This is a genomic window from Treponema sp. TIM-1, from assembly GCF_046533115.1.
In the GTDB taxonomy this organism is placed as follows: domain Bacteria; phylum Spirochaetota; class Spirochaetia; order Treponematales; family Breznakiellaceae; genus JAIRMO01.
The window spans coordinates 43,940-57,156 of sequence record NZ_JAJQRC010000003.1; the positions used below are offsets into that span (position 1 = coordinate 43,940).

Below are 13,217 nucleotides of genomic sequence, written 5' to 3' on the forward strand. Positions count from 1 at the left end.
AATTCCTTGCCCGCTGTTGGGCGGGTTCGGCGTATCTCATTATATAACAATTGCGAAACTTCTTAAATTCATATACCTTTAAGCTATGATGCAAATCGCTTTTACCGGAGGCGGTACCGGGGGGCATATTTATCCCGGTTTGGCCGTGGCCGGTTACCTGCAGCGGCAGGGACCTTGCCGTGTTTTTTGGATAGGTTCCGGTACGGGGCTGGATAGGTCCATCGTTGAGGGGTCGGGGATAGAATTCTTTGGGATCCCCGCGGGTAAATTAAGGCGTTATTTTTCTTTCCGTAATTTTTTGGATATTTTTAAGGTTCTGGCGGGATTTTTTACCGCCCGGAAAATTTTAAAGCGGAAAAAGCCGGATCTGCTTTTTTCTAAGGGGGGGTTTGTAAGCGTTCCCCCCTGTCTTGCCGCCGCGTCCCTGGGGATACCCCTCTGTACCCATGAATCGGACCTCAGCCCCGGCCTGGCCACCAGGATCAATACCCGCTTTGCCCAAAGGATATTTACCGCCTACGAAGACACGGCGGCTTTTTTGCCCCCGCGGTATAAAGACCGGATCCGCCTTACCGGGAACCCCATCCGTCCCGAATTCCGCGAAGCCGATGCCGGCCGGGGCCGGACTTTTTTGGGGATCAACGGGGGGGAGCGGATCCTCCTTGTTTTAGGGGGAAGCCAGGGAGCCCGGGAAATAAACGATTTGGTTCGTACCTGCCTCGCGGAACTTACCAAGCCCTATATCGTGGTACACCAAACCGGCCAAAGTACTTCCTGGGACCTTGCGCCTTCCGAAAGGTATCGGCCCTATCCGTATTTTAAAGAAGAGATGCCCCAGGTACTCGCCGCTTCCGAGCTTGTCCTGGGCCGGAGCGGGGCCGGAACTATCTGGGAATGCGCCGCCCTCGGCCGGCCCATGGTGCTGATCCCCTTAAGCGGTTCCGGAACCCGGGGGGATCAGGTGGAAAACGCCCGGTTTTTTGAAAAAGCCGGGGCCGCGGCGGTTCTTTCGGGGGAAGGGGTTTCCCCCCAGGCCCTGGTGGAAACGGTTTTGTCTATCGCTCATAATGAGGAGAAGCGGGCCGCCATGGCCCGGGCCTCGGCAAAGATCGGCGCGCAGGATGGGGCGGCGTCGATTGTTCGGGAAATGATGTCCCTGTGGGAGGAAAAAACCAATGGATGAAACTTCGGTCGTCCGTATGATAGGCCTGGAACCTATTGATATTATCTTTATCGCCCTGGTCCTGATCCTGGTTATCCGGTGCGCCCTCCGGGGATTTATCGAAGAAGTTTTGTCCATGGCATCGGTGGTTATAGGCGCCCTTTCTGCGGTTTTTTTCTATAAAAAAGGGGGAGTTTTCATCCGGGAAAGGTATCTGGAAGATATGGGGGTCATCCCCGAGATTCTTGCCTTTGTAATACTATTTCTGATTCCTTTTGTGGGAATAAGAATATTGGAACGTATTATCAAGGATATTATTATCAGGGTTAACCTGGGCGGGTTTGACCGCTTGTTGGGGATCCTCTTTGGCTTGGTTGAGGGAATTACCCTGATAGCCCTGGTGCTTTTTGTGATCGACATACAACCCCTTTTTGATAAAAACCTGCTCCTGGAAAAGAGTTTTTTTGCCCGTTTCCTCCTGCCCGTTATTGGGGAAGTACACCGGTCGGTGGTAAGTTTTTTGGGAGGTTTCGGGAGCCATGTTTGAGAATGTTTTGGGTCAGCCCGGAATTTCTCAGTTGACCCAGGATATAAGCGCCGGTGCTCTGGCCCCTTCCCTGCTTTTTTTCGGTCCCCCCGCGTCGGGAAAGGGAACCGCGGCTTTGGAACTTGCCCGGGTACTCTCCTGCGAAAATCCCGGCGCCCCCTGGAACTGTTCCTGCGCCGCCTGTTTTCATCACCGAACCCTTACCAACCCGGATGTACTCCTCTTGGGTTCCCGTCCTTTTTCCGCGGAGATCGCGGCGGCGGCGGCGGCCCTTGACCGGGAACCGGAAGCGGTCTCGGCGCGGCTGCTTTTTATCCGTGCGGTCCGGAAACTCCTGGCCCGGTTTTCCCCGGTTCTTTGGGAGGATGATCCCCTGGGGAATCTTAAGGAGTATATGCTTGCCCTGGAGGAGAATTTGGACGAATTGGCCATCACCGTCCATCCCGATCAGGGGACGGTTTCCGATGGGGGGAAGGCCCGGGGGGATGCCTTAAAAAAAATAAACCCCCGGATCCTGAGTAATGCCTTGAAACTTGAGGCCGAGGGCATCAGCGAGACGGTTCCCGTTTCCCATATAAGGCGGGCCGCCTATTGGAGCCGTTTGGCTCCGGCGGGGAACCATAAGCTCCTTATTATCGAAAACGCCGACCGTATGCAGGAAAGCGCCCGTAATTCGATCCTGAAAATCCTGGAAGAGCCCCCGAGGACGGTTACCATCCTGCTCACCTGCGCCCGTCCTGCGTCGTTGATCCCCACCGTCGTATCCCGGCTGCGGCCCTATCGGTTTTTCTCCCGGGATGCGGCTGTCGAGGGAGAGGTGATCCGCCGGGTATTCCGGGAGACCTGGACCGGGGGAAAAAACAGCCCTCCGCCTTCCGGGGGCAGGGGACTCATCACCGCCTACCTTGATTCCTTCCTCCCGGTTACCATGGAAAAACTCTATCCCCTGGCGGCTTTTTTTACCGCCTCCCTTGCCGCTGCCACGGTGGTGGGCCTACGGAAACGGGGACTTTCCGTAAGCCCCGGGGAACTGGTGGCTCTGGGCAGATTTACCGCACCCATCGCGGAACAGGGAAACCTGGGAAGGCCGGTGACGGATACCAAAAGCCTTATAGCCACAGTCCTGGACGGGGCGGGAAATTTTGATATCCCGGATCTTTTTTCCCGGTTTTTGGGGCAGCTCCTTTCGCTGCTGTCCGAAAGTTTTAAGGGGGAAACTCCCCTGCCGGGGGAAATTGCCTATCGGGATATATGGAAAGGCCGGATCAAGGACGCCGAGGAGGCGGTGAAGATCTTTAACCAAAAAGCCGCCCTTGCCCTGGAACGGCTTTTTACGGAACTTAAGCGGGAAATGACCGAACTCTATCCCGAAACTCCGGCTTGAGATGGAGGAGTGTAAACGGAAGGTATGAGACATTTTATTAGAAGGGCTTTACAAAAGATAAACAAACTGACCATGGAGCAGATCCAGGCGCTTCTCTTTTCCACGGCCGCGGAAATAGACCGGCTTGAGACGGTGCTGGATTCCCTTACCGAGGGAATCCTGGTCTGTGACACCGAACACAACCTGATCCTGGTTAACAAATTGGCGGAACGTTTTATCCCCGTGAGTTATGAACAGGAGAATACCCCCATATGGATTTCCGTACGGAATGAAGAGGTGGCCGAATTTCTGGAGACAACCCTGGTAAATGGGGACCGGGTTGAAGAACGGGAATTTGATATCGACGTTAAGGGGAGTCAACGGCTGCTCAGCATCGGTGTCCTCCCCCTGGTACGGGATCATCAGGTAACCGGTTCCCTAATTTACATAGACGATATTACCGAAAAGCGGGCCAAGGAAGCAAAACTGCGGCGGGCAGAAAATCTTGCCAGCCTGACCACCCTGGCCGCCGGAGTGGCCCATGAGATAAAAAATCCCCTGGGCTCCCTGTCCATCCACGTTCAACTGATTCAGAAGGCGATGTCTGCCAACCGGGAGATGTTTATCAGTGCCCATCCCGAGGGGCAGGATCATATTGGTCAAAAACCGATGGAATATTTTAATCTTCTGGATAAATATATCGCCGTGGTCAACGAGGAAATTGACCGGCTCAACCGTATTGTGGTGGATTTCCTTTTCGCGGTCCGTCCCATGAACATGGAATTCAGGGAAGGGAATATCAATACCATTATCGAGGATCTTATCAAATTTGTCGGTTATGAGTTAGAAGAAGCCCATATTAACTATATATTGGAACTGGGAGAGCGCCTTCCCCCGGTTGATGTGGACGAGCGGTTTATGAAGCAGGCGCTGCTCAATTTAATTAAAAACGCCATAGCCGCCATGCCCCAGGGGGGAACCCTAACCATAAAAACCGAAACCCAGGACGCGGAAATCCAGATCAGCGTTTCCGATACCGGTATTGGTATTCCGGAAGACAATCGTTTAAAGATATTTGAGCCCTATTTTACCACCAAGGAAAACGGGTCCGGGCTGGGCTTAACCCTGGTCTTCAAGATAATTCGGGAGCATCGAGGGGAAATTACCGTTAAATCCCGGGAAGGGGAGGGGACCTGTTTTATCATTACCCTGCCCCTGCCCCCCAAGGAACGGCGGCTTATTGCCTATGGAGGCGGCGAATGAGGTTCAAACTCCTGGTAGTGGATGATGAAAAAAATATCCGGGAAGGACTTGCGGATTTTCTTGCCATGGATGGGTATGACGTGGAAACCGCCGCGGACGGGGACCGGGGCTTAAAGAGTTTCCAGAAAGGGGATATAGACCTGGTGATCACCGACCTCAGGATGCCCGGCTTAAGCGGCGAGGAACTCCTCAAGCGGATCGTTTCCGAAACCCCGGGAATTCCGGTTATCGTCCTGACCGGCCATGGAACGGTGGAAAATGCCGTAACGGCTATGCGGAACGGGGCCTATGATTTTCTTACCAAGCCGGTCAATTTGGACCACCTTTCCCTCCTGGTTAAGCGGGCCCTACAAAGCAGGGAAATGATCCTCAAACACCGGCGGCTGGAAGAAGAGCTGGAGCAGAAAAAAACCTTTGAAGCCATTATCGGTACCAGCAATCCCATGCGGAAGGTTTTCGACACGATCCGCCGGGTGGCGCCTACCAAGGCCTCTATTTTGATCACCGGCGAATCCGGCGTGGGAAAGGAACTGGTGGCGGACGCGATTCATCAGCTTTCCCCCCGCAAGGACAAACCCCTCATCAAGGTCCATTGCGCGGCCCTGGCGGCAAGCCTCCTGGAAAGTGAACTTTTCGGCCATGAAAAGGGCAGTTTTACCGGGGCGGTGGCCCGTAAACGGGGACGCTTTGAACTTGCCCATGAAGGGACCCTCTTTCTGGATGAGATTGGCGAAATCGATCAGAATATCCAGATTAAGCTTTTGCGGGTCCTTCAGGAAAAGAAATTTGAGCGGGTGGGGGGGGAGGATACGATTGAAAGTGATGTCCGAATCGTAGCGGCCACCAATAAAGACCTCAAGGCCGAAATTGACAAGGGGAATTTTCGGGAGGATCTGTATTTCCGCCTCAATGTGGTAAATATCCTGGTTCCCCCCCTGCGGGAACGGCGGGATGACCTGCCCCTCCTCATGACCGCTTTTTTAAAGGAGTTTGCCCAGGAAAACGGTAAAACCGTGGAAGGTATTAACGAAAAAGCCCGGGCCGCCATTTACGGTTATGACTGGCCGGGGAATGTCCGGGAACTACGGAACTGCATAGAAAGCGCCGTGGTCATGACCAAGGGACCGATAATTACCGAGGATGACCTGCCGCCGACCCTGCGGGTAAAAAACGACGACGGCTGGATCCGCATCCCCCTGGGCACCACCCTGGAGGAATCGGAAAAGATCATTATCCGGGATACCCTCACCGCCCAAAAGGGCAACAAGAGTAAAGCCGCCGAGGTCCTGGCCATCGGCCGTAAAACCCTGCACCGTAAACTCGCCGAATGGGGCGAAGAAGCGGCCGGTACGGAGTTTGATGAATGATCCGGGCCCAAAACAAGAAAAGGGGGGAACATGAAATTTTCAGTATGTATTGACGCGGTTTTACCGGGGGCCGATATCGGAAAGAAGCTGCGGGATATCAAGGGCCTGGGCGGGACGGCCTTTGAGTTTTGGTCCTGGTGGGATAAGGATCTTGCGGAAATCAAGCGGGGGCTCGGTGAGACCGGGCTTAATCTTGCCGCCATGTGTACCAAATTTATCAGCCTGACGGATCCTGCGCAGCGTGGGGCTTACCGGGCCGGTCTTGCGGAATCCTTAAAGGCGGCGGATGATCTGGGGTGTAAACTATTGATCAGCCAGGTCGGCAACGACACCGGCCAGGGGGAGGCCCGGCAAAGGCAGAGCATCATCGACGGCCTTGGATCCTGCGTCCCCCTGCTGGAAGATCACGGGGTTGTTTTAGCCATCGAGCCCCTGAATACCAAAATCGACCACCGGGGATACTACCTGTGGCGATCCGCCGAAGCCTTTGAGATAGTGGATGCCGTGGCAAGCCCCTGGATACAGGTTCTCTATGACATCTACCATCAACAGATTATGGAAGGTAATATTATCAATACGGTGAGGGCCAATATAGAAAAGATCGGCCACTTCCACGCCGCGGGGATTCCCGGCCGGGGAGAACTTTTTTCCGGTGAGTTGCATTACCCCGCTATTTTTTCCGCCATAGACCAGGCCGGTTATACCGGGTATATGGGGCTTGAATACTTCCCGGTCCAGGATCCGTTGGGGGAACTCAAACGTATTTTAGGCGCGGCCCCCTGACCGGGGGTTATGCCGGGCATTTTCCCGGCTACTCCACCCTTCCCGTCCGCCGCCACCGCTCTATCCGGTCATAGGCCGCGTTGAGGCGGGTGGATTTCTCCGTAGCCTTCTTCAGGTTTCCCGGATGTCCCGCATGACGGTCGGGGTGGTGCTTTTTGAGGAGTTGTTTATACGCCGCCTTACATTCCTCCGCGGAAGCTCCCGGGCTAAGTCCCAGTTCCGCGAAATCCTGGGCCAGGACTTCGGGGACCCCCGGGGCCCGGGCCGCCCCGAAACGTTCGGCCCGGTCATAGCCCTCGTCAGGACCGAAACCGGTCTTTTTGTTCCCGCCCCCTCCGGAAAGAAAGTCGTTTAATTCTTCAAAAGCCGCATCCAGATCCGGGTCCCGGGATGATTGCCAGGGTCTCTCTGCATGACGGCCAAAAACATGGTCATCCTCATCGTTGAGATAGCTTTTGATAATAGTTTCAATCCGATCAAAAAAGCCCATAAAACAAATATATCCCCAATTTAAAAAAATGTGCAGTAGGCCCGGAACCGCAATGTCCGGTTTAAAACATCTTCTTGTTCGTAAGGTTCGTAGTTATTTTTCCTGTCGTTTGCCCCGGTTTCAACCGGTACATCTGGAAATCATCCCAGGGGTATGGTATACTACTTTCAGGGGATTTTTATGAAGATCAGCAAGAAAAATTTTGGTCTTTTTTCTTCAGGAAAAAAAGTAGCCCTTTACACCCTTAAGGCGGGGGATTTATCCCTATCCTTATCAAGTTTTGGGGCAACCCTGGTTTCGCTCCAGGTGCCTTCCCGAAAAAATCAAACCCAGGATATACTTTTGGGGTATTCCACCCTGGATGGATATGTCTACAATAAACCCTATATAGGCGCTACCATCGGACGCTTCGGTAACCGTATCGGCGGCGGTAAATTTACCCTGAATAATTCGACCTACGAATTATTCAGGAACGATGGGGATAATACCCTCCATGGCGGACGCCGGGGTTTCGACAAACACCTCTGGAAATCCGCCGCCTATGAAGAGAAGGACGGTATTTTTGTCCGTTTTGAGCTTACCAGTCCCGACGGGGACGAAGGGTTCCCGGGCAATCTTAAGGCGGTGGTAAGTTACGGATTGACCAAATCCAATGAACTCATCGCCGACTATACGGCCCAGGTCGACGCCCCCTGTCCGGTAAACCTTACCAACCACGCCTATTTTAACCTGGCCGGGGAGGGCAACGGAAACATCCTCTCCCATGAGGTACGGCTCTATGCCTCCGCCTATGTGGAGGTGGGTCCCCAGCTTATCCCCACCGGGACCCTGACGCCGGTGGCCCGGGGGCCCTTTGATTTTAACAGCCCGAAACCCATAGGCCGGGATATCGAAGCCGCCGGGGGCGGGTATGATCATTGTTTTGTGGTGGATGGGGAACCGGGGCAGCTGCGGCCCTGTGCCGAGGTTTTTGAGCCTGTTTCCGGCAGGACCCTGCGGGTTTTGACCACCCAGCCGGGGGTCCAGTTTTATACGGGGAATTTTCTCGAGGGGGTCCGGGGGAAGGCCGGTTCGGTTTATGATAAATACGCCGGTTTTTGCCTGGAAACCCAACATTTCCCCGACGGGCCGAATCAGCGGGGATTCCCCCCCGGTATATTCGGGCCGAACCGGGAATACCATGAACGGGCTCTTTTTGCCTTTGGCTGGTAAACCCCGGCGGCGCGAAAAAAAAGCCCCGGGGTTTCAAAAGTAAAAAAAACAACTTGAATAATAGGGAATTAGAAATTATACTTGAGGTGAGGTAACCGCTTTTGTATTAGGGGGACGTAGTATGCCTGGACGGAAAAAACTTTTTCTCACCATGTTTCAGGCAGAAATGGAAGACAGCTATGGGGATGTGTTATACCTTTCCGGGGTCAATGAAAGCAGATTCAAAAACGGCGAGATAACCAATTATGTATACAATGCCAATAAAGCGTTTTTGGAGCATGAGGCTTCGGGGCTTAAAGAACTCATCGCTTATATCGGCACGATACATGCCGAAGATTATAAGGATATAGAGAAACTGGTCGCGGCGGTGGATGAATTATTAAAAGCAAGGGTAAAGGAACAGGATGATCCCCAGGCGGTTTATGGGATTATTTCGCGGAAGATTAAAAAGGTACTGAAGTATATCATGGAATATGCTGAATAGAGTTTTTTGAGCCCTTAATAATCGGGTAGACCCGGGAAGGGCAATATTTTCGTGCGTAAAGAGGAGATTATGGATATCCAACTACAGGAACTTATTGATAAAATAAAAAAGGATGGGATCGAATCCGCCTCGGAAGAGGCCTTACGGCTTAAAACCCAGGCCGAGGGGGAGGCAAAACATATTGTTGAGGCCGCCCGGCGGGAGGCGGCTGAGATTATCGCCAGAGGAAAAGCCGACGCGGAACGGGCGGAAAAAGCCGGGGCAGCGGCCCTGGAGCAGGCTTCCCGTAATTTGGTCCTGGTCTTTAAGAAGGAAATCGAAACCCTCTTGGATAAAATTATCGCTTTAAAAACCGAAGCCCTCTATAACGATGAGGTTCTCAAAGCGGTACTCCCCGAACTCATCAAAAACTGGGCTTCCAAGGGAAGCGATTCCCTGAACGTGTTAGTATCCGAGAAGGACCGTAACGCCCTGGAGGGTTATTTTAACGGTAAACTGGCGTCGGAATTAAACAAGGGCGTGGAACTAAAGACAGACCGTAACCTGAGCGCCGGGTTCCGGATTGCCGAAAAGGACGGATCGGCCTACTATGATTTTTCCGCGGAATCGGTGGCGGAGTTACTGTCGGCCTATCTCAATCCCCGGCTGGTGGAGATCCTGAAAAGCGCGGTAAAGGACAACTAAGCGGTGGGTTCCTATTATTTTCTTATCGCCCAACTTCCTTATCTTATTTACGGGCAGCCGGCGCCTATGTCGTCGGAAGCCTTTAAATCCCTTTGTGATTACCAGCTGGACCCCGCCGACCGGGCCTTAATGGACTATTGTACCCTGGAGGGGGGGGATATCCATAGGGAAGGCGTTCCGTCCTATGGGGAAGACCCGGAGCCGACCCCTTCGGCTTTTATTAACGGATGGCGTTCCTGGGAGCGGGCCCTCAGGCTGCACCTTGCCCGGCTTCGCTTTCAACGGCTTAAACCGGAAGGGGGAATAGCGCCGGCAGCCCCCCCCGAAGGTATGGCCCAGGCCGCGTTGGTGGCCAAGACGGCCCTAGCCATTGAATCCCCCCTGGACGCGGAACTTTTCCTGGATAAAAGCCGCTGGGATATCATAGAAACCCTCCAGGGAATTGATTATTTTACGCGGGATACGATATTTGGATATTTACTCAAACTGCTCCTCGTGGAACGGAGGTCTTTTTTCAAGGCCGAAGAGGGATTTGCGGAATACAAGGGCTTATACGCTTCCATCATGGAAGCTGCCGGCGGACTCCAGTCCGTAACCAGTATTGAATCGGGAGAACCGAAATGACCGGAACAAAAGGAAAAGTGGTGGCCGTTAACGGCAATATGGTGAGCGTCCGTTTTGATGGCGCCGTTTCCATGAACGAAGTCGGCTATGTTAACGTAGGCGGCAAGTCTTTAAAAAGCGAGGTCATCCGTATCCGGGGTGATATCTCTCAACTGCAGGTCTTCGAGATTACCAAGGGTATCTCCGTGGGAGATCCGGTGGAATATTCCGGGGATATGCTGGCGGTAGAAGTGGGACCGGGCCTTTTGGGCCAGGTCTTTGACGGCCTGCAGAACCCCCTTCCTAAATTGGCGGAAGAGGCGGGATATTTCCTGGAACGGGGGGTATATTTGGATCCCCTCCCCACGGATAAACAATGGGATTTTACCCCGGCGGTTAAAGCCGGGGACCGGGTGGAACGGGCGGATACCCTGGGAACGGTGCCGGAAGGGGCCTTTACCCACCGGATCATGGTTCCCTTCAACCTTTACGGGTCCTATACGGTGGCTTCGATAAAAGCAGCCGGTTCCTACACGATCCGGGAAACCATCGCCGAATTAAAGGACGAAAAAGGCAACCCGGTCCCGGTAACCATGAGTTTCCGCTGGCCCGTCAAGCGGCCGGTGGATTGTTTTGAGGAACGGCTTAAGCCGGAGGACCCCATGGTTACCCGGGTCAGGCTTATCGATACCTTTTTCCCCGTGGCCCGGGGGGGCACCTACTGTATCCCCGGACCCTTTGGGGCGGGTAAAACCGTGCTCCAGCAGATCACCAGCCGTCACGCCGATGTGGATATTGTGATCCTCGCCGCCTGCGGGGAACGGGCCGGGGAAGTGGTGGAAACCCTCAAGGAATTCCCCGAATTATTGGATCCCCGGACCGGCCGCTCCCTGATGGAACGGACCGTGATCATCTGCAATACCTCCTCCATGCCGGTGGCGGCCCGGGAAGCCTCGGTGTATACCGCGGTTACCCTGGCGGAGTATTACCGGCAGATGGGACTCAACGTCCTCCTCCTGGCGGACTCCACCAGCCGTTGGGCCCAGGCCATGCGGGAAATGTCGGGCCGCCTGGAGGAGATCCCCGGGGAAGAGGCTTTCCCCGCATATCTGGAATCCACCATCGCCAGTTTTTATGAACGGGCCGGTTTGGTCCGCCTCCGGGACGGTTCCATAGGGTCGGTTACCATCGGCGGTACGGTCAGTCCCGCGGGGGGGAACTTTGAGGAACCCGTAACCCAGGCGACCCTCAAAGTCGTCGGTGCCTTTCACGGGCTTTCCCGGGAGCGTTCCGATGCCCGCAAGTACCCCGCCATCCATCCCCTGGATTCCTGGTCCAAGTACAAGGGGATTATCCACGAGGACAAGGTGGGGTATGCCCACGGCTTTATGGCCCGGGGCAGCGAAGTGGAACAGATGATGAAGGTCGTGGGGGAAGAGGGAACCAGCCTGGACGACTATGTGATCTACCTCAAGGGGGATTTCCTGGATTCGGTATATTTCCAGCAAAACTCCTTTGACGCGGTGGACTCCGCGGTGAGTCCCGAGCGGCAAAAGCATATCTTCGCTATTATCCTCAATATTTTGGCGTCGAGGTTTTCCTTTAGCGATAAAAACGAAGCCCGCAGCTGGTTTAACCGGCTTCGGCAGCGTTTTCTGGATTATAACGGTTCCGAATGGAAAAGCGAGCGCTTCTTTACCCTGCAAAAAGAAATTGAGGCCGCGGTAAATGAACGTTCCCAGGGCTTGGAAAAGGCGGTTGAAAAAATTCTGGCGTAAAAGCGCTGATACGGAGAGACAGGGGAGGCGGTTTCACAATTCATTTTTTGGAAACCGTCCGGGGGAGAAGGGGCGTAAAGTCTGGTTTTCCCTTTTAAATCTAAGGGGGCTGGTTCAAAATCATGGTCCGGGGGACAACAGGATTTTGAAACAGCCTTCAGGTAGGGCAGAAGATGAAAAAGGTATATAGCAAGATAGAATCTATCACGGGGAGCGTTATTACGGTCCGGGCCGAAGATATCCGTTATGGGGATTTGGCGGAGGTAGATACCGTGTTCGGAACTTCCCTGGCGGAGGTGAACCGGCTTGAAAACGATCTGGTTTCCCTCCAGGTATTTGCCGGGGGCCGGGGTATTTCTACCGGGGATACGGTCCGGTTCCTGGGGCATCCCATGGAGGTGTCCTTTTCGGAGAACCTCATGGGCCGGGTTTTTTCCGGTTCCGGCAGTCCCCGGGACAAGGGGCCTACCCTCCAGGAAAACCTCATCCCCATTGGGGGCCCGTCGGTTAACCCCTCCCAGCGGATCATTCCCCGCCGGATGATCCGGACGGGGATCCCCATGATCGACCTTTTTAATACCCTGGTGGTTTCCCAGAAACTGCCGATTTTCTCCGTTTCCGGGGAACCCTATAACGATCTTTTGGCCCGGATCGCCATGCAGGCCGAGGTAGACGTGATCGTCCTGGGGGGCATGGGGCTTAAATATGACGATTACCTCTTTTTTAAGGATACCCTGGAAGAGGGGGGCGCCCTCTCCCGGACGGTGATGTTTATCCATACCGCGTCGGACCCCATCGTGGAATGTCTCATGATCCCCGATATGTCCCTGGCGGTGGCGGAGCAGTTCGCCCTCCAGGGCAAGGACGTGCTGGTTCTCCTCACGGATATGACCAACTTTGCCGATGCCATGAAGGAGATATCGATCATCCAGGAGCAGGTTCCCTCCAACCGGGGCTACCCCGGGGACCTTTACAGCCAGCTTGCCAGCCGCTACGAAAAGGCCGTGGACTTCGATACCGCCGGGTCCATCACGATCCTGGGGGTTACCACCATGCCCGGGGATGACGTGACCCACCCGGTGCCGGATAACACGGGGTACATCACCGAGGGGCAATATTACCTTAAAAACGGCCGGATCGAGCCCTTCGGTTCCCTTTCTCGGCTTAAACAGCAGGTCAACGGGAAAACCAGGGCGGATCACCGGGCCCTTATGGACGGGATGATCAAACTCTATTCGGCCTATAAGGATACCCTGGAAAAGCGGGCCATGGGTTTTATCATGTCCGCCTGGGATACCAAACTCCTCAAATACGGAGAGCAATTTGAACGGCAAATGATGGACCTTTCGGTCAATATACCCCTGGAACGGGCGCTGGATTTAGGCTGGGAGATCCTCTCGGATTGTTTCAGTCCTGAGGAAACGGGACTGCGGACGGAACTGATCGATAAGTTCTGGCCGAAGGAAAGTTAGGGGGGAACG

13 protein-coding genes are annotated in these 13,217 nt (G+C 54.3%); 12 read left to right on the plus strand and 1 reads right to left on the minus strand.

Annotation, left to right across the window (positions count from 1 at the left end; translation table 11 throughout):
• The first annotated feature begins 85 nt into the window (after positions 1-85).
• From murG to LQZ21_RS02785, 6 genes are read left to right on the plus strand one after another with little or no spacing between them, the layout of a single operon-like run.
• Positions 86-1,183, plus strand: coding sequence for an undecaprenyldiphospho-muramoylpentapeptide beta-N-acetylglucosaminyltransferase (gene murG, locus LQZ21_RS02760; RefSeq protein ID WP_411042614.1), 1,098 nt, complete (start codon positions 86-88; stop codon positions 1,181-1,183).
• A complete protein-coding gene (locus LQZ21_RS02765; RefSeq protein WP_411042615.1) occupies positions 1,176-1,709 on the plus strand; it encodes a CvpA family protein in 534 nt (177 codons plus the stop codon). The genes murG and LQZ21_RS02765 overlap by 8 nt, the downstream gene beginning before the upstream one ends.
• Positions 1,702-3,093 (plus strand): DNA polymerase III, encoded by a 1,392-nt coding sequence (locus LQZ21_RS02770; protein ID WP_411042616.1) that lies wholly within the window; start codon positions 1,702-1,704, stop codon positions 3,091-3,093. The genes LQZ21_RS02765 and LQZ21_RS02770 overlap by 8 nt, the downstream gene beginning before the upstream one ends.
• Positions 3,094-3,117: 24 nt before the next feature.
• Positions 3,118-4,335 (plus strand): two-component system sensor histidine kinase NtrB, encoded by a 1,218-nt coding sequence (locus LQZ21_RS02775; RefSeq protein WP_411042617.1) that lies wholly within the window; start codon positions 3,118-3,120, stop codon positions 4,333-4,335.
• Positions 4,332-5,702, plus strand: a complete 1,371-nt coding sequence (locus tag LQZ21_RS02780) for a sigma-54-dependent transcriptional regulator (protein ID WP_411042618.1) — start codon at positions 4,332-4,334, stop codon at positions 5,700-5,702. The genes LQZ21_RS02775 and LQZ21_RS02780 overlap by 4 nt, the downstream gene beginning before the upstream one ends.
• Positions 5,703-5,732: 30 nt before the next feature.
• Positions 5,733-6,485: a TIM barrel protein gene (locus LQZ21_RS02785; RefSeq protein WP_411042619.1), complete on the plus strand. Its 753-nt coding sequence runs from the start codon at positions 5,733-5,735 to the stop codon at positions 6,483-6,485.
• 28 nt (positions 6,486-6,513) lie between these two features.
• Here LQZ21_RS02785 and LQZ21_RS02790 read toward each other — a convergent pair whose 3' ends face one another.
• Positions 6,514-6,975, minus strand: a complete 462-nt coding sequence (locus LQZ21_RS02790; RefSeq protein WP_411042620.1) for a J domain-containing protein — start codon at positions 6,973-6,975, stop codon at positions 6,514-6,516.
• 180 nt (positions 6,976-7,155) lie between these two features.
• Between LQZ21_RS02790 and LQZ21_RS02795 the strand changes: the two genes are divergently transcribed.
• From LQZ21_RS02795 to LQZ21_RS02820, 6 genes are all read left to right on the plus strand, one after another.
• Positions 7,156-8,187, plus strand: a complete 1,032-nt coding sequence (locus LQZ21_RS02795) for an aldose epimerase family protein (protein ID WP_411042621.1) — start codon at positions 7,156-7,158, stop codon at positions 8,185-8,187.
• A gap of 121 nt (positions 8,188-8,308) precedes the next feature.
• Positions 8,309-8,671, plus strand: a complete 363-nt coding sequence (locus LQZ21_RS02800; protein ID WP_411042622.1) for a hypothetical protein — start codon at positions 8,309-8,311, stop codon at positions 8,669-8,671.
• Positions 8,672-8,740: 69 nt separating this feature from the next.
• Positions 8,741-9,355, plus strand: coding sequence for a V-type ATP synthase subunit E (locus LQZ21_RS02805; RefSeq protein ID WP_411042623.1), 615 nt, complete (start codon positions 8,741-8,743; stop codon positions 9,353-9,355).
• Between the two features lie 66 nt (positions 9,356-9,421).
• Positions 9,422-9,979, plus strand: coding sequence for a hypothetical protein (locus LQZ21_RS02810; RefSeq protein ID WP_411042624.1), 558 nt, complete (start codon positions 9,422-9,424; stop codon positions 9,977-9,979).
• Positions 9,976-11,736, plus strand: coding sequence for a V-type ATP synthase subunit A (locus LQZ21_RS02815; RefSeq protein WP_411042625.1), 1,761 nt, complete (start codon positions 9,976-9,978; stop codon positions 11,734-11,736). The genes LQZ21_RS02810 and LQZ21_RS02815 overlap by 4 nt, the downstream gene beginning before the upstream one ends.
• A gap of 173 nt (positions 11,737-11,909) precedes the next feature.
• Positions 11,910-13,208: a V-type ATP synthase subunit B gene (locus tag LQZ21_RS02820; RefSeq protein ID WP_411042626.1), complete on the plus strand. Its 1,299-nt coding sequence runs from the start codon at positions 11,910-11,912 to the stop codon at positions 13,206-13,208.
• Positions 13,209-13,217 lie beyond the last annotated feature (9 nt).

What these genes read in the sequence shown, in the direction of transcription:
- murG (WP_411042614.1), top strand. Translation starts at nt 86, where the DNA reads ATGATGCAAATCGCTTTTACCGGAGGCGGTACCGGGGGGCATATTTAT.
- LQZ21_RS02765 (WP_411042615.1), top strand. Translation starts at nt 1,176, where the DNA reads ATGGATGAAACTTCGGTCGTCCGTATGATAGGCCTGGAACCTATTGAT.
- LQZ21_RS02770 (WP_411042616.1), top strand. Translation starts at nt 1,702, where the DNA reads ATGTTTGAGAATGTTTTGGGTCAGCCCGGAATTTCTCAGTTGACCCAG.
- LQZ21_RS02775 (WP_411042617.1), top strand. Translation starts at nt 3,118, where the DNA reads ATGAGACATTTTATTAGAAGGGCTTTACAAAAGATAAACAAACTGACC.
- LQZ21_RS02780 (WP_411042618.1), top strand. Translation starts at nt 4,332, where the DNA reads ATGAGGTTCAAACTCCTGGTAGTGGATGATGAAAAAAATATCCGGGAA.
- LQZ21_RS02785 (WP_411042619.1), top strand. Translation starts at nt 5,733, where the DNA reads ATGAAATTTTCAGTATGTATTGACGCGGTTTTACCGGGGGCCGATATC.
- LQZ21_RS02790 (WP_411042620.1), bottom strand. Translation starts at nt 6,975, where the DNA reads ATGGGCTTTTTTGATCGGATTGAAACTATTATCAAAAGCTATCTCAAC.
- LQZ21_RS02795 (WP_411042621.1), top strand. Translation starts at nt 7,156, where the DNA reads ATGAAGATCAGCAAGAAAAATTTTGGTCTTTTTTCTTCAGGAAAAAAA.
- LQZ21_RS02800 (WP_411042622.1), top strand. Translation starts at nt 8,309, where the DNA reads ATGCCTGGACGGAAAAAACTTTTTCTCACCATGTTTCAGGCAGAAATG.
- LQZ21_RS02805 (WP_411042623.1), top strand. Translation starts at nt 8,741, where the DNA reads ATGGATATCCAACTACAGGAACTTATTGATAAAATAAAAAAGGATGGG.
- LQZ21_RS02810 (WP_411042624.1), top strand. Translation starts at nt 9,422, where the DNA reads ATGTCGTCGGAAGCCTTTAAATCCCTTTGTGATTACCAGCTGGACCCC.
- LQZ21_RS02815 (WP_411042625.1), top strand. Translation starts at nt 9,976, where the DNA reads ATGACCGGAACAAAAGGAAAAGTGGTGGCCGTTAACGGCAATATGGTG.
- LQZ21_RS02820 (WP_411042626.1), top strand. Translation starts at nt 11,910, where the DNA reads ATGAAAAAGGTATATAGCAAGATAGAATCTATCACGGGGAGCGTTATT.